Source organism: Aeromonas sp. R10-1, from assembly GCF_040908465.1.
Classification (GTDB): domain Bacteria; phylum Pseudomonadota; class Gammaproteobacteria; order Enterobacterales; family Aeromonadaceae; genus Aeromonas; species Aeromonas caviae.
In genome coordinates this window covers 247,159-270,533 of the sequence record NZ_JBFODT010000036.1, presented here as the reverse complement: position 1 = coordinate 270,533, position 23,375 = coordinate 247,159, and the positions used below count along the sequence as shown (strand labels likewise).

Genomic DNA, 23,375 nt, shown 5'->3' with positions numbered 1-23,375 from the left:
CCTGGTGACTGACCTGACAAGAGAGGGGGCGAATGACGCCCCCGTTCGCATTCTGCTGGCCCACGGCGCGGGGGCGGGCATGGAGCACCGCTTCCTGGCCGAGTTGTCGCGACTGCTGGCGGGGCCGGATATCGAGGTGGTGCGCTTCAACTTCCCCTATATGACCAAACGGGCTCAGGACGGCAAACGCAGGCCGCCGGACAGACAACCCGTGCTGCTGGCTCACTGGCGCGACATGGTGCGTCAGTTTGCCCATCCCCGGCTGTTTCTGGCGGGCAAGTCCATGGGGGGGAGGATGGCGGCCGAGCTGTTTTGCGAGGGGGATGACGAGATGGATGCTGCAGGATTGATCGTTCTCGGGTATCCTTTCCACCCCCCGGCCAAGCCCGACGCATGGCGGGGCGAGGTGCTCAAGCTGATCACGACGCCCACGCTGCTGCTGCAGGGGGAGCGCGATACCTTCGGTTCCCGCGCCGAGCTGGCCGATTTCCCCTTCTCACCCGCCGTATCGGTCCACTGGCTGACCGACGGGGATCATGGTTTCAAACCGAGAAAGGCGAGCGGCATGAGCGAGCAGGAGAACCTGCGACTGGCTGCGGAGCGGATCAAGGATTTTATCGCGGCGGTGGGCCGCTCCTGACCATCTCGAGCGGGTCGAGAGAAGAAGCGTGCAAGGAGAGAAGATGCAGATCCAACGACATTGGCTGGTGCTGGCGGGCTTCTTCGGCCTGACGGCCACCATGCTCGGGGCCTACGGCGCTCACGGGCTGGCGGCGACCGGCATTGCTCCTTCGTTGCTGGCGGCGTTCAACACCGCCGTGCAATACCAGTTTTTCCACGCCCTGGCCCTGCTGGTGCTGGGGCTGTGCGGCGTGCGCGGCAAGGTGATCACCTTCGCGGGCGCCGTCTTTGTGCTGGGGATCCTGGGATTCTCCGGCAGTATTTACGCCATGGTGCTGCTTGGCAGCAAGGGGCTGGGGCTCATCACCCCGGCCGGTGGCCTCTGTTTTATGTTGGGATGGGCGGCTCTGATGTGGGCCGGCTGTCGTCTTGGAGGAAAGAATGAATAATCTGCTGCTTTATTGCCGCCCGGGTTTTGAGAAAGAGGCGGCGGCAGAGATCACCGAGCGTGCCGGCAACATGCAGTGCTACGGCTTTGCCCGGGTCAAGGACGACAGCGGCTATGTGATCTTCGAGTTGTATGACGAGGAGCAGGCCGATCTGCTGGCGCGCAAGCTGCCATTCCGCGAGCTCATCTTCATTCGCCAGATGCTGGTGGTGACCCACGAGCTGAAAGATCTGGAAATAAGCGATCGGGTCTCTCCTATCTTGGAGGCGGCGAGCGGTTACGCCATTTGCGGTGATCTGCGGGTGGAGACGGCCGATACCAACGAGGCGAAGGAGCTCTCCGCCTTTTGCCGCAAGTTCACCGTGCCGCTTCGCCAGGCGCTGCGCAGCAACGAGATCCTGACCAAGAAGGAGACCCCGAACCGTCCCGTGTTCCACGCCTTCTTCCTAGCCAATGACCACCTGATGCTGGGGTACTCCTACTCCTTCAACAACTCTGCCTTCCACATGGGGATCCCGCGCCTGCGATTCCCGGCCGATGCCCCGAGCCGCTCCAGCCTCAAGCTGGAAGAGGCGTTCTACGTCTTCGTGCCGAAGGAAGAGTGGGACTTGCGCCTGTGCTCCGGCCTGAAGGCCGTGGATCTTGGCGCCTGCCCGGGTGGCTGGACCTATCAGCTGGTGCGTCGCGGCATGATGGTGACGGCGGTGGACAACGGCATGATGGCCCAATCCCTGATGGACACAGGCCAGGTGAAGCACATCCGTGACGATGGTTTCGTGTGGCGGCCGAGCAAGAAGAATACCTACTGGCTGGTGTGCGACATGGTGGACAAGCCGGCGCGAGTGACCCACATGGTGGCCGACTGGTTCAGGGAGAACGACTGTCAGGAAGCCATGTTCAACCTCAAGCTGCCGATGAAGAAGCGCTACGCCGAGGCGGTGCACAACATCGAGGTGCTGCGCGGACTGCTGGCCGACATCGACGGCGGTTTCATCATTCAGGCCAAACAGCTCTATCACGATCGCGAAGAGATCACGGTGCACGTCTACAACAAGTTCTGGGTCTCCAAGCTGTCCCCCAAGTCCTGAAGCAGCATCGGGAACAGGGCATGAAAAAACCGGACGGTGACGTCCGGTTTTTTTGTGTCTGGGTCATCAGAAGCGGTAGTCCAGACGCATCATGGACTCGTCGTCGGTGATCTTCAGCTCAATTTGCAGGGGAATGGTCTTGTCACTGGGGTTGAACTGCATCTTGACGCCATCCCCGCGAAGCTTGACCGAGGTGTTGATGCCGCCAGCGTTGAACTTGATCCTGGGCTTTTGCTTTTCGAAGGAGAGGCTGACGCTCTTCTCTGCCGTGAGGTTCAGCTTCTGATAGGGGGTGATCTGCCGATTACCGTTGCTGTCGGTGGTGATATCCACCCCCAGAGAGAGCGGCTTGGGCTGTTTGAGCAGATCGTTGGTATCCAGGGTGGATTGCCAGGTCTGCTTGGCTGGCGCCTCGTGCTGGGGAGGCGGCGTCAACCAGGCATTGTCGACTGGCCTGTCTAATGCCGTGGCACTGCTGCTGACAATCAGCAAGATGAAAGTAGCACGCATGGTGGATCTCCTTATCCCTCATATCAACATAGTATTCATCTGGCGAGGGAGGTAGGGAGGCGTTGGCATAAAACAAAGGGAGCTGAAGCTCCCTTTTAAAATCATATGGTTGGATTCTATTTATAGACGGTCGATGATGGCCTGGGTGAATTCGCTGGTGGACGCTGTGCCCCCCAGGTCACGGGTCACCCGATCGCCGGACTCGATGGTCGTCCGCACGGCCTCGCGAATGCGCTCCGCCTTGTCCTGCATACCGAGATACTCCAGCATCTGGATGGAGGCGAGGATCACCGAGGTGGGGTTGGCGATGTTCTTGCCGGCGATGTCCGGCGCAGAGCCATGTACCGCTTCGAAGATGGCGGCCCCTTCACCGATGTTGGCGCCCGGCGCCATGCCCAGCCCCCCCACCAGACCGGCGCAGAGATCCGAGAGAATGTCGCCGAACAGGTTGGTGGTGACCATCACATCGAAGCGCTCCGGGTACATCACCAGGTTCATGCAAGCGGCGTCGACGATCATCTCCTCGTTCTGGATGTCCGGGTAGCGGGCCGCGACCTGACGGGCCACTTCCAGGAACAGGCCGGAGGTGGACTTGAGGATGTTGGCCTTGTGGATGATGGTGACCTTCTTGCGTCCTTCCTGGCGCGCCAGCTCGAAGGCGAAGGTGACGATGCGCTCGGCCCCTTCCCGGGTGATGATGCTCATCGCCTCGGCGCTCTGGTTGTCATCGCTGCGCTTCTGGCCAGCACCGGAGTACATGCCTTCGGTGTTCTCGCGCACCGTGATGATGTCGATGTTGTCGTAACGGCTCTTGGTGCCCTTGAAGGAGAGGACGGGGCGCACGTTGGCGTAGAGATTGAACTTCTTGCGCAGGGAGACGTTGATGGAGGTGAAGCCGCCGCCGACCGGAGTGGTGAGCGGGCCTTTCAGGCTGACCTTGTTCTTCTCGATCAGGTCGAGGGTGGCCTGGGGCAGCAGCTCGCCATGTTTTTCCAGGGCTACCAGACCGGCATCTGCGTATTCGTAGTCGAAGTCACAACCCGCGTGGGTCAGGATCTGGATGGCGGATTCGATGATGCTGGGGCCGATGCCGTCGCCCGGGATGACGGTAATCTTTCTTTTTGACATGAGGCGTATCCACTTCTAGGGAACAGAGGGGGAGGATTCGTCGGCTTTATACCATTTTTGCACCACATCCTCCATGTTTCTTTACATTTTACCCATTTATGTCAACAGGTACGGCCTGTCTTGGGAAATGGTGTGCTGGGGATCACGCCCCGGCATCAGGGACGGGAGGGTAGCGGATCTCCCGCAGGTTGAACCCGAGCGGGATATCGTGCTGCAGCCGGACCAGGCGTTGGGCCAGCAGGGCCTCTTCCCGGTGCTGGCGCAGCTTGAGCAGGGGTCTGGTGGCCTCCTCCCGCTCACAGGCCTCCAGCATGGCAGCCAGGTCCCCGTATTGCTGCAGCAACTGGGTGGCGGTCTTGGGGCCAATGCCGGGCACCCCCTTGATGTTGGAGCCGCTAATACCGGTCAGGGCCCAGAAGTCCACAAGCTGGGTCGGTGTAACGCCGTACTGCTGCTGGACGAAGGCGGCATCCAGCCAGCGTTTGTTGAAGTAATCCCGCACCCGGATCTGCGGGCAGATGAGCTGGCAGAACCCCTTGTCGGTGGAGATGATGGTGGCGCTGGCGCCGTGCTGGGCAATGCCGCTTGCCAGGGTGGCGATGAGATCGTCCGCCTCGTCGGTCTGGGAGAGCAGGGCATCCACACCGCACTCCCAGAAGGCGTCCTGCAGGTCGGCAAGCCCTTCTCTCAGCTCATCCGGCATGGGGGTGCGGCCCTCCTTGTAGAGGGGATAGAGCGTCTTGCGCCAGCTGTGGACCTCACCGTCAAAGACCGCGATGGCGTGGGTCGGCTCGCTGGCCGCCAGGAGCTTCTTGCAGGTGTTGATGAGGTTGGCACGGGTGGCGAGCAGGGCCTGGGCCGGGGTCAGTCCCTGCTGGCTCTGCACCGCGTGCAGTCGGCGGATGAGGTTGAGGGCATCGATGATGAGCAGGTGTGGCATGGGGCACTCCGGTCGTCGGGGAAGCCATTGTAACAATGGTGGCGTCTCCTGCTAACCCCGTAGAAGACCAGTCAATGAAAGAGGGGCCAATGGGCCCCTCCGGTGCATTGTGATGTCCCGACTATTTGACTATCTCGTAGCAGGGAACGTACTGGCTGCCCGGCAGCTTCATGCGCTGCTGCTTGACGAAGCTCTCCAGCAACCTGTCCATCAGGTGCATCAGCTCCTTGTCGCCGTGCAGCTTGAAGGGACCCTTCTTCTCGATGGCCCTGATGCCCCCTTCCTTGACGTTGCCTGCGACGATGCCTGAGAAGGCGCGGCGCAGGTTGGCTGCCAGTAGCTGGGGCGGCTGGTTGCGATGCAGATCCAGGCTGGCCATGCTGGCGTGATCCGGCTCGAACGGCAGCTGGAACTCGGGCTCGATCCGCAGGGACCAGTTGAAGGAGTAGGCATCTCCCACCGACTTGCGGTATTCGCGGATCTTCGGCATCGCCTCCTTCATCACGCGGGCCACCTCGGGCGCATCGCCGATGATGATCCGGTAGAGACTGGTGGCGGCTTCCCCCAGGGTCGCCTTGACGAAGTCGTCGATGGCGCGGAAGTAGTCGGCGCTCTCTTTCGGGCCGGTCAGCACGATGGGGATGGGTTGGCGATCGTTGGCCGGGTGCATCATGATGCCGAGCAGGTAGAGCAGCTCCTCGGCAGTTCCGACCCCGCCCGGGAAGATGATGATGCCGTGACCCAGACGCACGAAGGCTTCCAGCCGCTTCTCGATGTCCGGCAGGATCACCAGCTCGTTGACGATGGGGTTCGGCGGTTCGGCGGCGATGATGGAAGGCTCGGTGAGACCGATGTAACGGCCGTTGCGCACCCGCTGCTTGGCGTGGCCGACGGCGGCCCCCTTCATGGGGCCCTCCATGGCACCCGGACCGCAGCCGGTACAGATGTTGAGCTCGCGCAGACCCAGCTCGCTACCCACTGCCCGGGTGTACTGGTATTCCACCTCGTTGATGGAGTGGCCGCCCCAGCAGACCACCAGGTTGGGGTCGGCGCCGGGCAGGATCGCCTTGGCGTTGCGCAGGATGGCGAACACCACGTTGGAGATATGGGTGGAGCTGGTCAGGTTGACCAGACGATTGGACTCGAGCTGGGTCGACACATAGAGAATGTCCCGCAGCACGGAGAACAGGTGCTCCTGGATGCCGCGGATGATCTCGCCATCGACGAAGGCGTGCTCGGGGGCGTTGAACAGCTCGAGCTTGACCCCGCGCTCGCGCCGGATCACGTGAATATCGAAGGATTTGAAACGTTCCAGTATCTCTTTGGAACTGTCGGTATGGCTGCCGGAGTTGAGGACCGCCAGCGAGCAGTTGCGAAACAGTTGATAGATATCGCTGGAGGCCGTCTGCTTGAGGCGATCCACCTCGAGCTGGGACAGCAGGTCCATGCTGCCCACGGGATTGATGTGTGTAATCATAATTTCCCCTTTCACTCGCTTGTTATCGTTGTGCTTTCCCTGGGGAGAAAACGGGATGCTTTGGCATCCCTCGGGTTCGATAGTAGAGGCAAGGGGGTGGGCAGGGGAATAGGGGGACTGTGCGTTTGCCGCTTTTTTAGCCGCCCCTCAAAGCGGATTCAGGCGAGATTGACCTGATCCCGGCCGGAGTGCTTGGAACTGTAGAGCGCCTTGTCGGCACGCTCGAACGCATCCGTGGTATGGTCGCCGGTCCGAAACAGGGTGGCACCGATGGAGATGGTGATCTCGACCCTGGCATCTCGAAAGCGGAACGGGATGCTCTTGATGGTCTGACGCAGGTTCTCCAGCGGCTTCTGGTACTTGTCCGGATTGATGTTCGGCAGCAAGACCACGAACTCCTCACCGCCAAAGCGGGCGATGAAGTCGGTGTCGCGCAAGGCGTTCTGCAGGGCCTTGGCAACCACCTTCAATGCCTTGTCGCCGGCCATGTGACCGTAGTTGTCATTGATGTGCTTGAAGTGGTCGATGTCGATGATGGCCAGGCACAGGGGGGTGCCATAGCGTAACCAGCGTTTGTATTCGAGCTCGAGCCGCTCGTCCAGGGCCGCCCGGTTGTGTACCTGGGTCAGGCTGTCGAGGAAGAGCTTGTGTTTCTGGATGGTGAGCCGCTTCTTGTACTCGGCGGTCTCGTCCTTCATCAACCTGAGCTTGGCTTCCATGTTGGAGAGGTGGGTGAGCAGGTGGCGCTCGCGGTTGGCCATCTCCTCCCGCTCCTGCTGCAGCCGGCGGATGGTGTCCAGATGCCCAGAGATGGCGCCCCTGAGTATCTGTGGCGAGTCATGGGCTGCCATGGCGCGATCGATGGCGGCGAGTTCCCGCTCCAGCGCCTGTCCGCTGAGATGGGCGGCATTTTGCAGCGCCCGCCCTTCATCCAGGGATTCGGTAAAGCTGTAATGGACCGAGGAGAGACTCTCATTCAGGGTGCTGAGAAACGCCTGGGAGGCTTTGCGCTCTTCCCGGGTACCCTCGATGATGAGTTCGATGATCTGCAGGCAGACTTCGGCCAGCAGGGCAGGGGTGATGCCCCCGAGCAACTGGCGGCGGATGTCTGCGAGGCTCTCGCCCACGGCGCCGGCAAAGTCGAGCTCGGTGATGAGACGCTGCAACTCGTCTGAAATCTGGGCATGTGCCTTGATGTCAAAGGAGTCGGTAGGGGCTGGGCTGGAGAGCTCGGTGGGGATCTCCGCCGAAGGGGGGATCAGCGGCTTGCGCGGCAGCAGCTGGATCTTGATCGCCTGCTGGTAGAACTCCAGCAGCCGGATCACCTTCTTCTGGTGATCGCCGATGCCGTAACTCTCCGGGCTGGCGAGAAACTCCTTGAGGGCGCGGCGGGTATCTTCCGGAAACCCCTTGATGGTTTTGAGCTGTTTGCTGCCGAGATCGATGGCTGCCCGGGTCAGGCTGATGGACTCTTCCATGGTGTGGCTGTGCTGCTGCAACAGCTTCTCGATGGCGATCAGATCGGCATCGATGGAGGTGAGCGGAGGGTTGCCTTCAAGTTTCTGCTTGAGCTTGGCGAGCCGGTTGTCGAGCTCGCGATCGTGGCCGCGACAGGCTTGCATCAGCTTGCCGATGAACTGGATACTGCGGGTGCGTTCGGCATCGGAGAAGCTCGCCATGCCGTCAAGCTCCTGCTGTTTCTGCTGGAGGGATTCCCTGAGTCTTGCCAGTTGTCCTGTTACGGCAGCCATATCATTCATTCTTCAGGTCGCCCTGTTGTCATTATCGTTTTTGTTTCGTCCAGCAACAGAAAGCCAATCAAAGACCCCGTTGAGTACCTTTTTGTCACGGATTGTCCGCAACCTTCGTCCGTGAAAGCGCAAGCCAGTTAACCCATTGCTTTTCATGAGAAGAATTTACTTTTACCAGTCCCTTGTCAATTGCCATCAAGCAGCATTGCCACACATCTCCGTTAAAAAATGCGGCCTGCTGGCAATCGATGGCGGCCAGCTCAAGCCAGACGCTCTGCTGGCATTTTTCGCTGAGCTGAATGGCACCCGAGAGGGCCAGGTAGCAGAGATCGAACAGGCCGTGGTGATCGAGGGCCATGGCCGCCTTGGGCAGGAAGGGATGGCTGACGATACCGAGGCTGATGCGCCTGTCCAGCGGGTGCTCGCAGGGGAAGGCTGCCAGGGTGTCGAGCAGGGTCTGGGCCAGCTGATGTAACTGGGCCACGTGGCGCTGGGGCACCACATAGAGCAGATGGCCTTCGCGCAGGTCGTAGATGCGGCCATCCTGCGGGGTCAGTTCGTTGACGTAGCGGCCGAAGGCCTGCTCTATCTCGCGGCTGACCTGATAGCCGTGTTGCTCCAGGCTGTTGATCAGGAAGGGAACCCGGAACAGCAGGTAGTGCAGCTTGTCGTCAAATTCGCTGGTGGGGCGTTCGCTCAGGTACCAGCGCTCGGATTTCTGCTGGCGCTTGGCCATCTCCCGCGGCCAGCGGCTCATCAGTCGCTGCCAGTTGGCCAGGCCGCTGCGCGGCTCTACTAGCAGGGCTTCTCCCAGCTGTTTGGCATGAAGGCGCGCGACCCGCAGTTTCAGCCAGAGGGTGAAGAACAGATAGATGAAGAGTGCCAGCAGCAGCCCGGTGCTGACGCTGGTCCAGAGGTATCGCTCCTGCTGGTGCTGGCTGACGTCGAGTTGCTGCTCCAGCTCCTTGACCTGTTGCACCCGCTCCACCTGGGCGTAGTTGTCGCGCACCGCCTCCTGCTCCAGCGCCAGCTGTTGCTGGCGAACCAGTTCGCTGCGCTGGTGGTAATTCTTGTAGCTCTCCAGGGCCTGCTGGAGGTAACCCTTCTGCTCATAGGCGACGGAGAGCAGGCGGAAGATCTCGAATTGGCGCCGGATGTCCCCAATCCGGTTGGCCAGGGTGAGAGCGTTCTCCAACTGCAGGATGGCGATGCCCGCCTCCTGCTGCTTGAGGTGCAGCTCTCCCAGCAACAGCAGGGTGTCGATGAGCGACTCCTTGTCATCCCCCAGCTCATGGGACTGACGTGCGGCGTTCAGGTAGTTTCGCGCCAGGTTGAGGTTGCCGGTCTGCAGGTAGGTCTTGCCTATCTCGAACTTGAGATGGGCGATGCGGGTGCGGTTGCTGCTCTCGTCCAGCAGGTCGAGGGCATTGAAGAAATAGACCAGCGCCATGTTCATATCGCCCTGATCCCGGTTGAGACGGGCGAGCACGATCAGGGCGTCGCTCAGCATGGAGGAATTGCCGAGGGCATGAAAATAGTTGGCCGCCTCGCTGGCGTATTGCAGCGCTTTTTGTGGCTCCTGCTCTTCCTGATAGAGGCTGACCATCTGGTTCGAGAGCAGGCCGAGGAAGAGGGGATCCTGCAGGGGCTTGGCTTGCTGTTGTGCTTCGATGTATTCCCCCAGTGCAAGCTGGGGCTGACCCAGCGCCTGATAGAGATCCCCGCCCACGGCGCTGGTCCAGGCCCTGGCCAGAGGCTGTTTGGCGTGTTCCGCCCATTTGCGGGTTTCGGCCAGCTGCTGTTTGGCGAGATCGAATTGCCGCTCCTCTACGCTGGCGTTGACGCGTAGCAGACGGCTGTAGACCTGCAACTGGCTCTCCTTGAGGTCGGGATTGGCCAGCAGTTTGTCGAGTTTGTCGAGCAGGGGGGACGCGGCGCCATGGGTATGCTGTTGCAGATTGCGGCTTCGAACCAGCAGATAGAGCCCATGGGCCTGCAGCTCGAACTGCTGCTCTTTCTCGGCCATGGCGATGCCCTGCTCAAAGGACTCCTGTGCCTGGGCGAACTGCCCTAGCTGCTGCAGACACTCCCCCTTGAGCAGATAGGCGCCCGTGGTCTGGGTGGCGGTACCGTAGTTCAGCATCGGCTCGCGATAGCCGTACTCCTGACGGTTGCTGATGATCTGCTTGGGATTGTTGGCCGTGCGTTCGAGGAAGGAGGTGGCAATCTGGGCACATCTGGCGGGATCGGTCAGCACCAGGGTCTGGGCCTGCTGCAGGTCGATGGACAACTGCTCCTTGGCCAGATCCAGATCAGGAGCCGACAGGGAGGACATCATCATTGCCAGAAAAAACAGTTGATTCATTGGATTAAGAACGGCACGGAGGTGCAGGCATGTTATCCAAGCCCACCCCCGCCCGTCCAGAGTTTACTGAGGTGATGCGCAGCGGGCCTCAGCCCGCAGGATGGCGGCGCCGGTGATTACTGGCGAATGAGGCGCAGGTTCGCCGGAACCGGCTCCCAGTCGCTGCGGAAGGGGTTGATGTCCAGGCCGCCGCGGCGAGTGTAACGGGCATGGACGGTCAGTTGCTCCGGGGCGCAGAAGTGCTTGAGATCGGTAAAGATGCGCTCGATGCACTGCTCGTGGAACTCGTTGTGCTGGCGGAACGAGATGAGGTAGCGCAACAGCTTCTCCCGGTCGAGGCGCGGGCCGCGATAGTGGATCACCACGGATCCCCAGTCCGGCTGGCTGGTCACCAGGCAGTTGGACTTGAGCAGGTGGCTGTGCAGGGTCTCCTCCACGATCTCGCGACCGGCGGCCCCTTGCAGCAGGGTCTCGTCAAACTCGTAGCCATCCACCTCGATATCCAGGTTGTCGATGCACTCACCGGGCAGCTGGGCTATCTGGTGGGTGGCCTGGTCGAGGGTGAAGAGGGTGACGCTCACCGGGGCACCAGCGCAGCCACTCAGGTCCTGAACCAGCAGCGCTTGCACTGCCTCCAGGGAGTCGCAGCGGGTCTGGTTGAAGGAGTTCAGGTAAAGCTTGAACGACTTGGACTCGATGAGATTCGGGCTGGTGGCCGGCACAAAGACCTCCCCGATGGCAACCACGGGCTTGCCTTTGGCATTGAGCCAGGAGAGTTCATACAGGGTCCAGACGTCGCACCCCTGGAACGGCAGTTCACCTCTCAGGCCAAGATCGTCGCGGTTCAGGCTGCGTGGCACGGGCTGCAGCAGACTCGGGGTGTACTGGCTGATGTAGGCGGACTGCTGCCCCAGGCTCAGGCCTTGCAGCGCACTGGCGCCGGCGTATCTCTCTTGTTTGCTCATGCTGGTTTGCTCACGCTTGTCTGATAAGGGGTTTGATGGTGCAATGGCCCGATTTTTCGATCAGGTACTTGCGGCCATCAGAGGCCGCTATTGTGGGGAATATCGATGTCGGATCAAGTCCTGTCTGCCCTGGAGCAGTTCTTTTTACGCTGGCAGCGCGATGGCGAAGGAAGGCGGGGGTTACCCCTGTGTGACTGGGAGGCCGACTGGCGCTCTCCTTGCGAGCTGGATGAACCCAGGGAGGGGCGGGTCGCCTGGCGTCCGTTCCAGCGGGAGCAGGCAGCCGACTTCGCGGCCATGGCGAACGCCCTGGAACTGACCCTGCATCCCAGTGCCATTGCCCTGTTTGGCCACTGGTTCAGCCGCCCTCTGCCCTGCTCTTTCAAGGGGCTGCGCATCGAACTCATCCTGCCGTGGAACGACGCCGATCTGGATCTGCTCAAGGAGAACCTCATTGGCCACCTGCTGATGCTGCGCAAGTTGAAGCGATCCCCCTCACTCTTCATTGCCACGACCCGCAACGAGATGACGCTGGTCTCCCTCGATAACGAGAACGGCCAGGTGTGGCTGGAGTGGCTGGACTCCGGGCGGCGCCTGACGCTGGCTCCCTCGTTGCCGGCCTTTCTGGCGCGACTGGAAACCTTGCCCCAGTGATGCCCCAAAAGAGAGGGCCTTGCCACCTAGCAAGGCCCTCTCTTTTTATGGCGCCATTTTATTGCGCCATTGTGCGCGGTAGGCTCCTACTCCTTGAAGTCCCAGGAGAGGTTGGACACCAGCCTGCAAGGCTCGCACCTGAAGTCGAAGATCTCGTGCAGGGGGGCGGCCAGCGCCCATGGGCCACCACAGCCAGGGCAGGGGCGAGCCCGCTCTTCGGCGGCGCTCAGGCCGCCTACCCGGTAGAGATAGTAATAGGTGGGAATGCCGCTCAGGAGCTCCAGCCGTCTGGCGAGATCGCTGCCCCGGCGATGAAGGCGGCTGCCCATCTCGCCGATTTCGTGCAGGGCGGCGTGTTCGGCGATGGAGCCGTTCATCTGCAACTGATCGCAGGCTTCCCAATCTTCCTGCCACTTGATGATCTGCTTGTGGTCACCGTTGGCGACGGCAGGCAGCCGATAGAGCGGGATGGGAGCGAAGTGGTCGCCGCAGCGCAGGGGGGAGCAACTGTGCAGGAAGCTGGTGTAGAGCAGCATCCAGCTGGGACGCTTCCCCTGCTCTGCGCACGGGTCCGTACTGTCCGAGAGCAGATCCGCCCCTTGCAGGTGGAGTTTGGGGGCGAGCAGGCCCGCCTGGTGCAGACCTTGCTCGGCAAGGGCGACCAGCTCGCTCTGGTTGTCAGGGTGCAGGCTGTCCTGCTCCGGGCAGACCACCCGGCTGACGAAATAGCCTTCGTGCATGCTGGTGGGAAACTCCCGCCCCAGGATCTGACCCTGATAGCGCAGCATGTCGAGGTAGTGGACGATGGCTCGTTCGGCCTCCCCGAGGGAGGTATCGCGGTAGCACTCAAAGGTGAGTTCGAGGATATACATGGCGATGGGTCAATCCGGCTTCTGGTTGAGCAGCAGGTCGGTGAGGCGATCGACCTTCTGCTCCAGCCGGGCGAGCTGTTCGCTCAGTTGCTGAAGAGTGACGCTTTCCGTGGCCAAAGGGGGCGCCTCGGGGGCACTGGCGGGGGCGGGCGCTGTCGACGCGGGCTGGGGTTGTTGCTTCCACTGGCTCAACACCTTGAGCAGCTCGGCCATGGGCACGGGATGGCTGAGGCGGGCCTTGACCATGGCGGTAGAGGGGGTGATCCCCCTGGCACTGAGTTCGTTGGCTATCTGGATGATCTCTTGGGCTGACATCTTGGCTCCTGCACGGCCGTCTTGCTGCGGGTGGATAGTGGCACAGAGCTTAATCAAAGCCTGTCCATCAGGAAAGCGGAGCGAAGGGCGTGGGTGGCGAGAGGGAGGGGATTGGCGGCTCCGCGTCTACCCAACGCTGGCCGCCGGGAGTGGGGTGATCAGGTCCCCTGGCGCAGCATCACATCCAGTTGGTCGATGGCTTCCGCCCAGTCGGCGTCGTGGCTGAGGGCATCGCGCAGAAAGCCTGCCTGGGAAGGAGTCCAGAACGGCGCATCGGGCAACTGGGTATGGCGATCGATGGGATGGTCGCGGATAAAACGCTGCTGGCTGATGTCGTCACTGGCCAGCCCCAGCTGGGCAAACAGGGCGGCCATATCATGGGTGAGCAATTCCATGTCGGTACTCCTTGGAAGGGGGCTGTGGAAGAGTATAGCCAGCCCCCGTGCTCTCAAATCTAGGAGGGGAGACGATGGGGTGGCAGCTCGACACCGGCGACATGCAGCCCCTGCATGCAGAGCTGTCCCTGATAATGGCTCTCTCCGTCGCTGGAGAACTCGAACTGGTAGTAGGTGAGCAGGCGCAGGGGCTTGTGCCCCAGGGCGCGGTGTGTCCGCGCCAGCGACAGCAGTTGCAGGTCGTGGTGCTGGCAGTAGCGGCGCATGTATTGCCAGGCCAGCTCCGCCTGGCGGCGCTGTTGCCAGAAGGCCCAGCCAACGAGGCCGAGCAGCAAGATCCCAAGCATTTCTCCCATCAGCGGGTTCCTTCTGTGATGTGTGTTGGGCCCTGTTCACCTCAGGCAACAGGGCCGTTGTGTCGGGCCTAGGTGGCAGCGAACAGGCGACCGATGGCCAGACCCAGGGCCTCGCTGCGTTCGGGGTCACGCAGTTTTGCCAGCATATCATTGCGCAAGGCCGGTAGCGTGACGAGCTCGGCAAATACCTGGTTGAAGAACTGAGTGGGTTGCAGGGCGAGCTGCTCCAGAAACAGGCCGAGCAGTTCGGGGTGTTTCAGATCGGGCCAGAGGCGGCCAGCGATGGCGAGGAGCAGGGCCGGGCTTGGCCGGGTTTGCAGCAGGGTCAGCAGCTTGTTGGTGCGCAGTCCGTTGCCCGGGCAGGAGGCCAGTGCCCGGCACAGATAGGCCAGGGTTTCGGGGTCAGGCTCGGCGCACTCCTGCTCCTTGCCGATGCGCTCCAGCAATGCGCCTTGCAGGGCAGGAGGCAGGGGGGCGTTCTCCAGGCTCTGGCACAGGGCGTAAAGGGGGGCCTGCGGCAGCACGGGCAAGGCCTTGCAGACCAGTGCCAGGTTGCGTTCAACCTGCAGCCGCTCCGCGAGATCTGCAAACCCTTGCAGTCCCAGGGTCTGCCACCCCTCTTCCCCCGGCGCCGCCAGATAGTGGCAGAGGGCCTCGTAGTAAGCGGAAGGGGCTTGTTCCAGCTGGCGGGCCAGCTTGGCGTGCACACTGGCCATCTTGGCCTCGGCCGGGCGGAAGGTGTAGGGGTTGTCCGCCAGACGCTGGGCCTTCTCTTCGTCCAGTTCACCGGTGAGCTTGTAGCCCAGAGTCTCTACCACCTGATCCATAAAATGCTTGGGGCCGCTGGAGATGAGCAGGCCGCGCTCATCGAGGGCGAACTTGAGGAACCAGAGGTAGTGCCTGGATTCGGTCGGCTGGAAGAAGTGCACGCCGAGCCAGGCGTGCTGCTGCAACGGCCAGGGGTAGGGCTCCTGCTGCTGCTCGATGCGCACGAAGAGGTCGCTGGGGAGCGGGCGCACCTGGCGGCCCAGATCGAACAGCTGGAACTGGGTATCGGCCTGGGTCAGAAACTCGGTCAGGGTGTTGATGGAAGACATGAAGAGATCCCGCTTGAAGATAATGGGGGCGATTATAAGGGGGCTGCACCAGATAGCCAGAGGCGGTAATGCAGGGTATGAAGGTGACGGCAACATGGCAGCCATTGCGGGGTCGGTGTATAGTAGCGCCCCTTTTTGATGGCCGTATTGAGTGGGGCCCCGTCGAAGACCGGGCCCGCGATGAGGAAGTGAGCGAGATGAATCAATATCTGCTGGTTGCCGGTCTGCTGGGAGAGCTGACTGCCGAGTTGCAACGTCTGGAACGCTGGCAAGCCGACCATCCGGGGAGCGAGGCGCTGGCAAGCGAGCTGCCGTTCTGTGTCGATACCCTGAGTTTCGATCAGTGGCTGCAGTTCGTGCTGATCCCGCGCATGGAACAACTGGTGGTGCTGCAGGCTCCGCTGCCGACCAGCGTCTCCCTCTATCCCATGGCGAGTGAGGTCTATAAAGAGGAGCTGGCGGAGGTCGAGGCCCTGCTTCGTCTGATCGCCCGTTTCGATCTGCTGCTCTCCGGCAAAGTGGTCGAACAATGATGGACGAGCAGACCCGGACAGCGGATGCCTTGCAGCCGACTCTGCTCTATCAGGATGACTGGCTGGTGGCGGTGAACAAACCGTCCGGTCTCCTGGTGCACCGCAGTTGGCTCGACAAGGCCGAGACCCGTTTCGCCATGCAGATGACCCGGGATCTGATCGGGGGTCGTCATGTCTACCCCGTGCACCGACTGGACAGGCCCACTTCGGGTGTGCTGCTGTTTGCTCTCGATCCTGCCGTGGCCCGTACCCTTACCGAGGCCTTTGCTGCCCGTCAGGTCCACAAGGAGTACCTGGCACTGGTGCGGGGATGGGCCCCCGAAGAGGGGCTCATCGACTATCCGCTCAAGGAGCAGCTGGACAAGATTGCCGATGCCTTCAGCGACCCGGATCGCCCCGCCCAGGAGGCGGTGACTGCGTTTCGTCGTCTGCATCAGGTCGAGTTGCCCTTCGCCGTCTCCAAGAAGCATCCCACCAGTCGCTACAGCCTGGTCCGCCTCTTTCCCAAGACGGGGCGCAAGCACCAGCTGCGTCGCCATCTGGATCACCTGTTCCACCCCATCGTCGGTGATACCACCCACGGGGATGGCCGGCACAACCGCTTCTTTCGCGAGCACTACGGGTGCGACCGCCTGCTGCTGATCGCGCACCGTCTGAGCTTCGAGCATCCGGTGCTCAAGGTGCCGATGCGGATCCAGGCGCCCCTGGGCCCCGAGGTGCTGGGTCTGTTCGCCCGTCTGGGCTGGCCTGCCAGCGAGCAAGACTACGGCGCCTGAGCCTCTTTCCATCTGTTGCCTCTGACCGGGCTGTGGCATGCTGTAACCTAGGTACGTCAGAGGAATGACTTATGGCTCAACGAGATATCGCCTGCGCAATCGCGTACCCCCCGCCTGTTCAAGGGGGCTCTTCCTACCCATCCCGGTCTTGCCGGGCCCAATGTCTGTCCCTGAGGAGTCGCTGATGGCCGAGATCGACATCCTGGTCGGCACCGTCTACGGCTCTGCCATGTTGGTGGCCGAGACCCTCTGTGACCACCTGCAAGCCAATGGCCATGTCTGCCAGATCTTCGATGACGCGGCGCTGACCGACATCGATGCCTCCCGCTTTCTGCTCATCGTGACCGCCACCACGGGGCAGGGGGATATACCGCCCAATTTGCAGCCCTTTGCCAGTGCCCTGGCCGATCGTGCTCCTTATATGAAGGGATGGCGCTATGCCCTCATCGCCATGGGAGACAGCAGCTATGAACACTTCTGCGGAGCGGGGCGAACGCTGGATGCCCTGTTGCAGGAGCTGGCTGCCGAGCCACTGGTTGTGCGCCTGGAAATCGATGCGACGGTAGAAGATGAGCCTGAAGTGGCGGCGCTGGCCTGGTTGAAAACCTGGGAAAATAGACTGTAGCCAGACCCTTCTCCCCGAGAATAAATTCACCTCCGTGAGTGTGCTGACGGGGGTGTTTTATTTTTGGGGCGTCACGCCTCAGCCCCCAAATATATCCTCTCTTTCGTCCGGTTATTTTTCTCGTAAATTATGATAACCGGTTGGCCATATTCATCATCACCCACGACAAATTGAAAAATTAAAAGTTCCGCATTGAAAGCGATTTCAGTCATGTTTTTGCTACTGCGATACGGATTTATCACTTAACTCTCGTCGCAAATTAATATTTGAAAGCGCTTTCTTTGGTTGTTGCTTTTCTTTTTTGTGTTTTTTTGGGTGGTTGGTGCCAAAAAATGAAAGTTTATTGAGCTTTTGTTGCTGTGGCTGTCGGTGGCGTGCGATTTGTCATCGTTTTGTGAATCAGCTCATGTTTGCAGGGAATTTGGGTACCTATAATCGACCCCGGTTATCACCAAAACGTTTTTCCGGTGATAAGAACTTGAATATCAGGATCACACTCCTCTCAGCGGGAATAAGGAAAATGAAAATGAAAGCAAAGTGGCTCCCGATCGCTGCAGCAGTAACCGCAGCCCTGGCTTCTCAAGCCGCCTTCGCCGTTGATTTCCACGGCTACTTCCGTTCCGGTGTCGGTGTTTCCGGTGACGGGGACATGGTCAAATACAACGTCAACAAGGTTGGTCGTCTGGGTAACGAAAATGATACCTACGGCGAAGTCCAGCTGGGTCAGGAAGTCTTCAACAAAGATGGCAAGACTTTCTACGTAGACTCCATGTTTGCCATGACCTCCAACGGCTCCAACGACTGGGAAGGTACTGGTACCGTCTGTAACTTCGACGCCAAGCAGTGCAATGGCGATTCCGAATTCGCACTGCGTCAGTTCAACGTGCAAGCCAAGGGTCTGCTGGGCTTCGCGCCGGAAGCCACCCTGTGGGCCGGTAAGCGTTTCTACCAACGTCACGACATCCACATCTCTGACTTCTACTACTGGAACATCTCTGGTCCGGGTGCTGGTATCGAAGGCATCCAGGCTGGTCCTGGCAAGCTCTCTCTGGCCTGGGTACGCAACGACCGCAGCGCGGCCGATGTGTTCGGTCAGTACAACCAGATTGGTACCGATCCGAATACTGGCGACCCCATCTATCGTAAAAACGAAGATCTGAACGTCAACACCCTGGATGTACGTTATGCCGGCATCCCGCTGTGGCAGGACGGCTCTCTGGAAGTGGGCGCCATGTATGCCCTGGTCAATGAGACCGATGCCCAGAAAGATCTGAAGAACGACAACATGAAGAACGGCGTCATGCTGACTGCCGAACTGACTCAAGGCATCTTCGGTGGCTTCAACAAGACCGTGCTGCAGTACGGTACCGAAGGCTACTCCAAGACCATGGCCTACTACGGTGACGGTTCCTGGTACGGTGCCGAAGCCAAAGCCGGTGCCGACGGCTACCGCTTCATCAACTGGGGCGTCATCCCGATGGGCAACTCCTGGGAGATGGGCCACCAGCTGGTCTACGGGGTAGGCAACGAGATGTGGAATGGCCACGACAAGACCGAAACCATGTCTGCCGTAGTCCGCCCGATGTACAAGTGGGATGACTTCAACAAAACCATCTTCGAAGGTGGTGTGTTCAAGGACAAGACCAGTTATAACAACGGCGGAAGCGACAAGGATGGCGGTTACAAGCTGACCCTGGCTCAGGCCTGGTCCGCTGGCTCCAGCTTCTGGGCCCGTCCGGAAATCCGGGTGTTCGCCTCTTACTTGGCCAACACAGAAGATCAAGAAGTCTTCGAAGGCAACACCTCCAAAGACACCTATCAGGTTGGCGTACAAGCAGAAGCCTGGTGGTAAGCAATATCTTCAGTTAAGTTAGTCACTGCCCCCTTATGGGGGCAGTTTTGTTTCGCATGATGTGGCAACCGGGTTATGGAGATAAGAAGAATGAAACTGGTAAAGATGTCTATCGCGGCCATGGTTACCGCGCTGCTGGCCGGTTGTTCCGGTAGCATGGTGGTGCCCGTGCAGGAGCACGCCTCCATTCTGAGTAATGCCGATCAGGCCAAGCAGGCGCTCTCCCAGGCAACCAGTTGTTGCACAGGGTTCAACGAATTCAATTATGTCTCCCTGCCGGAAGGCGAGACGCTGCTGGCCATCGACGGCAAGCAGCCCAGTTATCAGTTTGACGAGGGAATGAGCTATTTTGCCGCTTATCGTCTGCCGGCCAATACCGGCAATCTGGCCATCACCCTGGCCTCCCAGGTCAGCAAGACGGTCCTGGTTCCCAAGGTGATCATGCTGGATGCCCAGTTCAAGGTTACTCGCGTGCTGGGTGAGTCGGTCTTTGCCTATCAACCAGCCCACCTGCTCGACAACGACAGGATTGAGGGGCGCGTGTTTGTGGACCGCAGCATGCCGGGCAATCCCGCCACTGAAACCTATATGGTGGTCTATGCGCCGGCCAACGAGACGGCGGGCAGCACCACCATCTTGCACCCCGCGAAGGCCTTTGCCCGTGCCAACGGCACGGTCGAGCCGGATATCAAGGACCCCGTGATCCCCCATTCGCCCTGGGGTCTGGTACAGATCAAGGTCACGGACATGGCCAAGGGACAAGGCCTGGAAGCCGTGTTCAAGCCTGAATACGCCGACAAGGTGGCGATGAGCCAGGCCAAGCCTGCTACCACTGCGGTGGCTGCGACGGCGGCCACCACGGCAGCCGTTGCCGCAGCGCCGAGCAAACCGGCTCCCGCCATGCTGAGCGAGACCGAGAGCTTCTACAACGCCCAGATCGAGAAAGCGGTGAAGGCCGGTGACATCGACAAGGCGATGCAACTCGTGAATGAAGCCGAGCGTGCCGGTTCAACCAAGGCGAAATCGGTCTTTATTGATGCAGTGAAACGTTCACAGAAGAACTAAATATCTCGGTTTATTAAAATCGATATTTATTGGAGGCCTCCCTTGTTGGAGGCCTTTTTAATCGGTAGACTGGATAATATAAATCCGCAATAAGTTACATTCAGTTACAGTGAGTATCGTTGGGTATTATTTGGTTTCTTTGTGATTTATTTTGAAGTGATTTATTTCTTTTTGCGGTGAAGCTATAACAATACGAAATAATATTCAAGACAGTCCCCTCTCTGCTTATTTATTATCTTGTGATCTCTCCTCCAAATTTATTATTCCCTTGTTTCCGACAGAGGCATTTCCACCCCCACTGGGTTATATTCTGCTGGTCAAAATAAGCAACCCGGAAAACGCACTTGGCGCAGTGACGGATGAAGCATATCGTCATCAATAAACTGCCCTGAGTCGTTGTCGGAAAAAAATCCATTCAGGAGCGCACACATGTTAAAAAATGCTTTCTCTAATCTGCAAAAGGTCGGTAAGGCGCTGATGCTGCCCGTATCGGTCTTGCCCGTTGCAGGTATTCTGCTGGGGGTGGGGGCTGCCCACTTCAGCTGGTTGCCGGAAATCGTCTCCCAACTGATGGAGCAGGCCGGTGGTTCCGTATTCGGCCAGATGGCTCTGCTGTTCGCCGTGGGTGTTGCCCTTGGCTTCACCAATAACGACGGTGTTTCCGGCCTGTCCGCCATCGTCGGCTACGGCATCATGACCGCCACCCTGACTGTGATGGCGCCTGTGATGGGTGTCGAGAAGATCGATACCGGTGTGCTGGGTGGTATCCTCGCCGGTGGCGTGGCTGCCTGGGCGTTCAACCGCTTCTACAAGATCCAGCTGCCCGAGTACCTCGGCTTCTTCGCTGGCAAGCGCGCCGTGCCCATCATCACCGGTTTTGTTTCCATCGGTCTGGGTGTCGTGCTCTCCTTCATCTGGCCGCCGATCGGTGGTGCCATCGGTGCCTTCTCCGACTGGGCTGCCAACCAGAACCCGGTCCTGGCCTTCGGCATCTACGGCGTGGTCGAGCGCTCCCTGATCCCGTTCGGTCTGCACCACATCTGGAACGTGCCGTTCTTCTATCAGGCTGGTACCTGCGTCAACGCCGCCGGTGAAACCGTACACGGCATCATGACCTGCTTCCTGACTGCTGATGACGCTTCCCGTGCTGCCGGTAACGGCTTCGGTCAACTGGCGGGTGGCTACCTGTTCAAGATGTTCGGTCTGCCTGCTGCCGCGTTTGCCATTGCGCACTCCGCCAAGCCGGAAAACCGCGCCAAGATCGTAGGTATCATGGCTTCTGCTGCCCTGACCTCCTTCCTGACCGGTATCACCGAGCCTATCGAATTCTCCTTCCTGTTCGTGGCCCCGGTACTCTACGCCATCCACGCCCTGCTGGCCGGTCTGGCCTATGTCCTGACCAACATGCTGGGTGTCGTTCACGGTCACACCTTCTCCAACGGCTTCATCGACTTCGTGGTGCAATCCCCGCGTGCCGACAACATGCTGCTGCTGGTGGGTCTGGGTCTGGTCTACGCGGTCATCTACTACGTGGTCTTCACCGTGGTCATCCGTGCCATGAACCTGAAAACTCCGGGTCGTGAAGACGAAGCCGCTCAAGAGTCCTCTGCCAGTCAAAGCAAGGACGAGATGTCTGCTGCACTGGTCTCCGCCTTCGGTGGCAAAGAGAACATCGCCTCTCTGGACGCCTGCATCACCCGTCTGCGTGTCGGTGTGAAGGATGTGGCCAAGGTTGACCAGGCTGGTCTGAAGAAGCTGGGTGCCGCCGGTGTGGTGGTGGCTGGTTCCGGTGTACAAGCCATCTTCGGCACCAAGTCCGACAACCTGAAAACTGAAATGGACATCTGGATGAAGAGCAACTGATTGCGCTCCGATATCCGAGTTCCGAAAAGGGAGGCGCAAGCCTCCCTTTTTGCTGGGTTGCGTTTGGTGGCGGGACATGTGCGGGGACTTTCCTGACGGCGCCAGCATGGTGTGATCCAATGAAAAAGGCGCCCCTAGGCGCCTTTGCTGCATCAGACCGGCTAAAGCTTTTCGAGATCCCGTTCTATCTCGCTGATCTTGTTCTGCACCACCTTTTCCAGATGACGCAAGTCGCGCAGTATCTTCTGCTTGATGTCCGGATCGGCCGAAGGCTGGCCGCCCTGGGTCAGATTGTCCAGCTCATCCACCACGTATTTGAGGTTGGCGTTGATCTCGGTGACATCCTTGTACTCATGGGTCCCCGAGTCGACCAGCATGGTCTTGCGCTGGCGAGGGTATTTGAATTTGACGCTCTTGGCGAAGAATTCACCCTTCTGTTTCTTGAAATAGATCTTGAGGATGTCGTGGTTGGCTTCCTGGCGCAGGGTGTAGCTGTCCACCGAGGTGGGTTCCTGGATCCCCAGGCTCTTGAGATTCTCGTACATCGGGCTTCCTTGGTTTGAAACGATCCTGACCCCTCTATCTTACCCGAGTCCGGACGCCTTGCCTGTGACAGGCGCGCCAAATTCAAATTGGTGTCAAAAAGGTCTTTTTTAATCAACGAGCCAAGGGGGAGGGGTGAACGCCTTGCCAGCACTGCCATAAGCGGTATCGTCTCATGGGGGTGTGCAGTGCTGGCGGGGCAGGGGGGAGTTGGCGCCCACCCATGAGAGCGGGCATGAAAAAGGGCACCAGAGGTGCCCTTGATGACATCAGCGTGGATTACTCGTCGATGGAGCGCAGCAGGGCGTTGATGCCGACCTTGGCGCGGGTCTTGGCATCCACCTTCTTGACGATGACGGCGGCGTAGAGGCTGTACTTGCCGCACTTGGAGGGCAGGGAGCCGGAAACGACCACGGAGCCGGCCGGGACGCGGCCGTAGTGGATTTCACCGGTTTCGCGGTCATAGATGCGGGTGGACTGGCCGATGAAGACCCCCATGGAGATGACGGAGCCTTCCTCGACGATCACCCCTTCCACCACTTCGGAACGGGCACCGATGAAGCAGTTGTCTTCGATGATGGTCGGGTTGGCCTGCAGTGGCTCCAGTACGCCGCCGATGCCGACGCCGCCGGAGAGGTGCACATTCTTGCCGATCTGGGCGCAGGAGCCCACGGTGGCCCAGGTGTCGACCATGGTGCCTTCATCGACGAAGGCGCCGATGTTGACGTAGGAGGGCATCAGCACGGTGTTCGGGGCGATGAAGGAGCCTTTGCGCGCGGTCGCGGGCGGCACGACGCGAACACCGGCAGCCTTGAACTGCTCTTCGGTGTAGTTGGAGAACTTCAGGGGAACCTTGTCGTAGTACTGGGCATCGTCGCCCTTGATGATGCAGTTGTCGTTGATGCGGAAGGAGAGCAGCACGGCCTTCTTCAGCCACTGGTGGACGACCCACTCGCCGGCAATCTTCTCGGCAACCCGGGCTTTGCCGGAGTCCAGCAGGTCGATGGCTTCCAGAATGGCGGCCTTGGTGGCGGCATCGACGGAGCCGGGGGTGATGGAGTCACGGCGCTCGAAGGCCGCTTCGATGGTCTGTTGCAACTGGGTCATGACAGGTTTCCTTTATAAAATTCTGTTTG

Annotated in this window: 25 protein-coding genes; 10 read left to right on the top strand and 15 right to left on the bottom strand. The window is 60.0% G+C overall.

Annotation, left to right across the window (positions count from 1 at the left end):
- The first annotated feature begins 4 nt into the window (after window positions 1-4).
- Genes AB5Y93_RS18845 through rlmM form a run of 3 tightly spaced genes read left to right on the top strand, consistent with a single transcriptional unit; the run spans window position 5 to window position 2,157 of the window.
- The gene (locus AB5Y93_RS18845; protein WP_368230091.1) at window positions 5-640 is read left to right on the top strand and encodes an alpha/beta fold hydrolase; all 636 of its coding nucleotides are present in this window, start codon (window positions 5-7) and stop codon (window positions 638-640) included.
- Window positions 641-683: 43 nt separating this feature from the next.
- Complete coding sequence (locus AB5Y93_RS18840; RefSeq protein ID WP_010673377.1) at window positions 684-1,070, top strand: DUF423 domain-containing protein; 387 nt, start codon at window positions 684-686, stop codon at window positions 1,068-1,070.
- Window positions 1,063-2,157, top strand: a complete 1,095-nt coding sequence (gene rlmM, locus AB5Y93_RS18835) for a 23S rRNA (cytidine(2498)-2'-O)-methyltransferase RlmM (protein WP_041214679.1) — start codon at window positions 1,063-1,065, stop codon at window positions 2,155-2,157. Before AB5Y93_RS18840 ends, rlmM begins: the two co-directional genes overlap by 8 nt.
- 66 nt (window positions 2,158-2,223) lie before the next feature.
- On the opposite strand, the gene AB5Y93_RS18830 is transcribed toward rlmM, so the two are convergent.
- The 7 genes from AB5Y93_RS18830 to queF form a co-directional block, all read right to left on the bottom strand.
- A complete protein-coding gene (locus AB5Y93_RS18830) occupies window positions 2,224-2,667 on the bottom strand; it encodes a hypothetical protein (RefSeq protein WP_010673379.1) in 444 nt (147 codons plus the stop codon).
- Between the two features lie 120 nt (window positions 2,668-2,787).
- Window positions 2,788-3,795 (bottom strand): isocitrate dehydrogenase, encoded by a 1,008-nt coding sequence (locus AB5Y93_RS18825; RefSeq protein ID WP_049636264.1) that lies wholly within the window; start codon window positions 3,793-3,795, stop codon window positions 2,788-2,790.
- 142 nt (window positions 3,796-3,937) lie between these two features.
- On the bottom strand, window positions 3,938-4,735 hold the full coding sequence (xni, locus tag AB5Y93_RS18820; protein ID WP_368230089.1) for a flap endonuclease Xni: 798 nt from the start codon (window positions 4,733-4,735) through the stop codon (window positions 3,938-3,940).
- A 121-nt stretch (window positions 4,736-4,856) separates the two neighbouring features.
- Window positions 4,857-6,212: a nucleotide 5'-monophosphate nucleosidase PpnN gene (ppnN, locus tag AB5Y93_RS18815; protein WP_010673382.1), complete on the bottom strand. Its 1,356-nt coding sequence runs from the start codon at window positions 6,210-6,212 to the stop codon at window positions 4,857-4,859.
- 158 nt (window positions 6,213-6,370) lie between these two features.
- On the bottom strand, window positions 6,371-7,972 hold the full coding sequence (locus tag AB5Y93_RS18810; protein WP_029313929.1) for a diguanylate cyclase: 1,602 nt from the start codon (window positions 7,970-7,972) through the stop codon (window positions 6,371-6,373).
- 85 nt (window positions 7,973-8,057) lie between these two features.
- Window positions 8,058-10,328, bottom strand: a complete 2,271-nt coding sequence (locus AB5Y93_RS18805) for a hypothetical protein (protein WP_368230087.1) — start codon at window positions 10,326-10,328, stop codon at window positions 8,058-8,060.
- A 116-nt stretch (window positions 10,329-10,444) separates the two neighbouring features.
- A complete protein-coding gene (queF, locus tag AB5Y93_RS18800) occupies window positions 10,445-11,293 on the bottom strand; it encodes an NADPH-dependent 7-cyano-7-deazaguanine reductase QueF (protein WP_139701019.1) in 849 nt (282 codons plus the stop codon).
- A gap of 105 nt (window positions 11,294-11,398) precedes the next feature.
- Here queF and syd point away from each other — a divergent pair, with 105 nt between their 5' ends.
- The gene (gene syd, locus AB5Y93_RS18795; protein ID WP_368230085.1) at window positions 11,399-11,947 is read left to right on the top strand and encodes a SecY-interacting protein; all 549 of its coding nucleotides are present in this window, start codon (window positions 11,399-11,401) and stop codon (window positions 11,945-11,947) included.
- Between the two features lie 86 nt (window positions 11,948-12,033).
- Here the strand turns inward: syd and AB5Y93_RS18790 are convergent, their stop codons facing one another.
- The 5 genes from AB5Y93_RS18790 to AB5Y93_RS18770 all read right to left on the bottom strand — a co-directional run bounded on the left by AB5Y93_RS18790 (window position 12,034) and on the right by AB5Y93_RS18770 (window position 14,982).
- Window positions 12,034-12,819: a Zn-ribbon-containing protein gene (locus AB5Y93_RS18790; protein ID WP_368230083.1), complete on the bottom strand. Its 786-nt coding sequence runs from the start codon at window positions 12,817-12,819 to the stop codon at window positions 12,034-12,036.
- A 9-nt stretch (window positions 12,820-12,828) separates the two neighbouring features.
- Window positions 12,829-13,134, bottom strand: a complete 306-nt coding sequence (locus AB5Y93_RS18785; RefSeq protein WP_326511009.1) for a hypothetical protein — start codon at window positions 13,132-13,134, stop codon at window positions 12,829-12,831.
- Window positions 13,135-13,292: 158 nt separating this feature from the next.
- Window positions 13,293-13,529 (bottom strand): DUF2789 domain-containing protein, encoded by a 237-nt coding sequence (locus tag AB5Y93_RS18780; protein ID WP_039039420.1) that lies wholly within the window; start codon window positions 13,527-13,529, stop codon window positions 13,293-13,295.
- Window positions 13,530-13,588: 59 nt separating this feature from the next.
- Window positions 13,589-13,885 carry a DUF3301 domain-containing protein gene (locus AB5Y93_RS18775; protein WP_039039421.1) on the bottom strand — a complete coding sequence of 99 codons (297 nt, stop codon included), beginning with the start codon at window positions 13,883-13,885 and terminating at the stop codon, window positions 13,589-13,591.
- A 68-nt stretch (window positions 13,886-13,953) separates the two neighbouring features.
- Complete coding sequence (locus AB5Y93_RS18770; protein ID WP_368230081.1) at window positions 13,954-14,982, bottom strand: DUF3549 family protein; 1,029 nt, start codon at window positions 14,980-14,982, stop codon at window positions 13,954-13,956.
- Between the two features lie 197 nt (window positions 14,983-15,179).
- On the opposite strand from AB5Y93_RS18770, the gene AB5Y93_RS18765 reads away from it, so the two are divergent.
- The 3 genes from AB5Y93_RS18765 (at window position 15,180) to AB5Y93_RS18755 (ending at window position 16,916) form a co-directional block, all read left to right on the top strand.
- Window positions 15,180-15,515, top strand: coding sequence for a YqcC family protein (locus AB5Y93_RS18765; RefSeq protein WP_134997583.1), 336 nt, complete (start codon window positions 15,180-15,182; stop codon window positions 15,513-15,515).
- On the top strand, window positions 15,512-16,291 hold the full coding sequence (gene truC / locus AB5Y93_RS18760; RefSeq protein WP_010673393.1) for a tRNA pseudouridine(65) synthase TruC: 780 nt from the start codon (window positions 15,512-15,514) through the stop codon (window positions 16,289-16,291). Before AB5Y93_RS18765 ends, truC begins: the two co-directional genes overlap by 4 nt.
- 184 nt (window positions 16,292-16,475) lie before the next feature.
- Window positions 16,476-16,916 (top strand): flavodoxin, encoded by a 441-nt coding sequence (locus tag AB5Y93_RS18755; protein ID WP_039039423.1) that lies wholly within the window; start codon window positions 16,476-16,478, stop codon window positions 16,914-16,916.
- A gap of 71 nt (window positions 16,917-16,987) precedes the next feature.
- Here AB5Y93_RS18755 and AB5Y93_RS18750 read toward each other — a convergent pair whose 3' ends face one another.
- The gene (locus tag AB5Y93_RS18750) at window positions 16,988-17,128 is read right to left on the bottom strand and encodes a hypothetical protein (RefSeq protein ID WP_368230079.1); all 141 of its coding nucleotides are present in this window, start codon (window positions 17,126-17,128) and stop codon (window positions 16,988-16,990) included.
- A gap of 314 nt (window positions 17,129-17,442) precedes the next feature.
- On the opposite strand from AB5Y93_RS18750, the gene AB5Y93_RS18745 reads away from it, so the two are divergent.
- The 3 genes from AB5Y93_RS18745 to ptsG all read left to right on the top strand — a co-directional run bounded on the left by AB5Y93_RS18745 (window position 17,443) and on the right by ptsG (window position 21,696).
- A complete protein-coding gene (locus AB5Y93_RS18745) occupies window positions 17,443-18,768 on the top strand; it encodes a maltoporin (protein ID WP_069651741.1) in 1,326 nt (441 codons plus the stop codon).
- A 90-nt stretch (window positions 18,769-18,858) separates the two neighbouring features.
- Window positions 18,859-19,833: a MalM family protein gene (locus AB5Y93_RS18740; protein WP_042015533.1), complete on the top strand. Its 975-nt coding sequence runs from the start codon at window positions 18,859-18,861 to the stop codon at window positions 19,831-19,833.
- Between the two features lie 429 nt (window positions 19,834-20,262).
- Window positions 20,263-21,696 carry a PTS glucose transporter subunit IIBC gene (ptsG, locus tag AB5Y93_RS18735; protein WP_045523587.1) on the top strand — a complete coding sequence of 478 codons (1,434 nt, stop codon included), beginning with the start codon at window positions 20,263-20,265 and terminating at the stop codon, window positions 21,694-21,696.
- A gap of 161 nt (window positions 21,697-21,857) precedes the next feature.
- On the opposite strand, the gene AB5Y93_RS18730 is transcribed toward ptsG, so the two are convergent.
- The gene (locus tag AB5Y93_RS18730) at window positions 21,858-22,241 is read right to left on the bottom strand and encodes a DUF3461 family protein (protein WP_039039426.1); all 384 of its coding nucleotides are present in this window, start codon (window positions 22,239-22,241) and stop codon (window positions 21,858-21,860) included.
- Between the two features lie 277 nt (window positions 22,242-22,518).
- Window positions 22,519-23,346 carry a 2,3,4,5-tetrahydropyridine-2,6-dicarboxylate N-succinyltransferase gene (gene dapD, locus AB5Y93_RS18725; RefSeq protein ID WP_368230077.1) on the bottom strand — a complete coding sequence of 276 codons (828 nt, stop codon included), beginning with the start codon at window positions 23,344-23,346 and terminating at the stop codon, window positions 22,519-22,521.
- Window positions 23,347-23,375 lie beyond the last annotated feature (29 nt).

Excerpts from the sequence above, each read along its gene's own strand:
- AB5Y93_RS18840 (WP_010673377.1), top strand. The coding sequence starts at position 684 with ATGCAGATCCAACGACATTGGCTGGTGCTGGCGGGCTTCTTCGGCCTG.
- rlmM (WP_041214679.1), top strand. The coding sequence starts at position 1,063 with ATGAATAATCTGCTGCTTTATTGCCGCCCGGGTTTTGAGAAAGAGGCG.
- AB5Y93_RS18830 (WP_010673379.1), bottom strand. The coding sequence starts at position 2,667 with ATGCGTGCTACTTTCATCTTGCTGATTGTCAGCAGCAGTGCCACGGCA.
- AB5Y93_RS18825 (WP_049636264.1), bottom strand. The coding sequence starts at position 3,795 with ATGTCAAAAAGAAAGATTACCGTCATCCCGGGCGACGGCATCGGCCCC.
- xni (WP_368230089.1), bottom strand. The coding sequence starts at position 4,735 with ATGCCACACCTGCTCATCATCGATGCCCTCAACCTCATCCGCCGACTG.
- ppnN (WP_010673382.1), bottom strand. The coding sequence starts at position 6,212 with ATGATTACACACATCAATCCCGTGGGCAGCATGGACCTGCTGTCCCAG.
- AB5Y93_RS18810 (WP_029313929.1), bottom strand. The coding sequence starts at position 7,972 with ATGAATGATATGGCTGCCGTAACAGGACAACTGGCAAGACTCAGGGAA.
- AB5Y93_RS18805 (WP_368230087.1), bottom strand. The coding sequence starts at position 10,328 with ATGAATCAACTGTTTTTTCTGGCAATGATGATGTCCTCCCTGTCGGCT.
- queF (WP_139701019.1), bottom strand. The coding sequence starts at position 11,293 with ATGAGCAAACAAGAGAGATACGCCGGCGCCAGTGCGCTGCAAGGCCTG.
- syd (WP_368230085.1), top strand. The coding sequence starts at position 11,399 with ATGTCGGATCAAGTCCTGTCTGCCCTGGAGCAGTTCTTTTTACGCTGG.
- AB5Y93_RS18790 (WP_368230083.1), bottom strand. The coding sequence starts at position 12,819 with ATGTATATCCTCGAACTCACCTTTGAGTGCTACCGCGATACCTCCCTC.
- AB5Y93_RS18785 (WP_326511009.1), bottom strand. The coding sequence starts at position 13,134 with ATGTCAGCCCAAGAGATCATCCAGATAGCCAACGAACTCAGTGCCAGG.
- AB5Y93_RS18780 (WP_039039420.1), bottom strand. The coding sequence starts at position 13,529 with ATGGAATTGCTCACCCATGATATGGCCGCCCTGTTTGCCCAGCTGGGG.
- AB5Y93_RS18775 (WP_039039421.1), bottom strand. The coding sequence starts at position 13,885 with ATGGGAGAAATGCTTGGGATCTTGCTGCTCGGCCTCGTTGGCTGGGCC.
- AB5Y93_RS18770 (WP_368230081.1), bottom strand. The coding sequence starts at position 14,982 with ATGTCTTCCATCAACACCCTGACCGAGTTTCTGACCCAGGCCGATACC.
- AB5Y93_RS18765 (WP_134997583.1), top strand. The coding sequence starts at position 15,180 with ATGAATCAATATCTGCTGGTTGCCGGTCTGCTGGGAGAGCTGACTGCC.
- truC (WP_010673393.1), top strand. The coding sequence starts at position 15,512 with ATGATGGACGAGCAGACCCGGACAGCGGATGCCTTGCAGCCGACTCTG.
- AB5Y93_RS18755 (WP_039039423.1), top strand. The coding sequence starts at position 16,476 with ATGGCCGAGATCGACATCCTGGTCGGCACCGTCTACGGCTCTGCCATG.
- AB5Y93_RS18750 (WP_368230079.1), bottom strand. The coding sequence starts at position 17,128 with ATGACTGAAATCGCTTTCAATGCGGAACTTTTAATTTTTCAATTTGTC.
- AB5Y93_RS18745 (WP_069651741.1), top strand. The coding sequence starts at position 17,443 with ATGAAAGCAAAGTGGCTCCCGATCGCTGCAGCAGTAACCGCAGCCCTG.
- AB5Y93_RS18740 (WP_042015533.1), top strand. The coding sequence starts at position 18,859 with ATGAAACTGGTAAAGATGTCTATCGCGGCCATGGTTACCGCGCTGCTG.
- ptsG (WP_045523587.1), top strand. The coding sequence starts at position 20,263 with ATGTTAAAAAATGCTTTCTCTAATCTGCAAAAGGTCGGTAAGGCGCTG.
- AB5Y93_RS18730 (WP_039039426.1), bottom strand. The coding sequence starts at position 22,241 with ATGTACGAGAATCTCAAGAGCCTGGGGATCCAGGAACCCACCTCGGTG.
- dapD (WP_368230077.1), bottom strand. The coding sequence starts at position 23,346 with ATGACCCAGTTGCAACAGACCATCGAAGCGGCCTTCGAGCGCCGTGAC.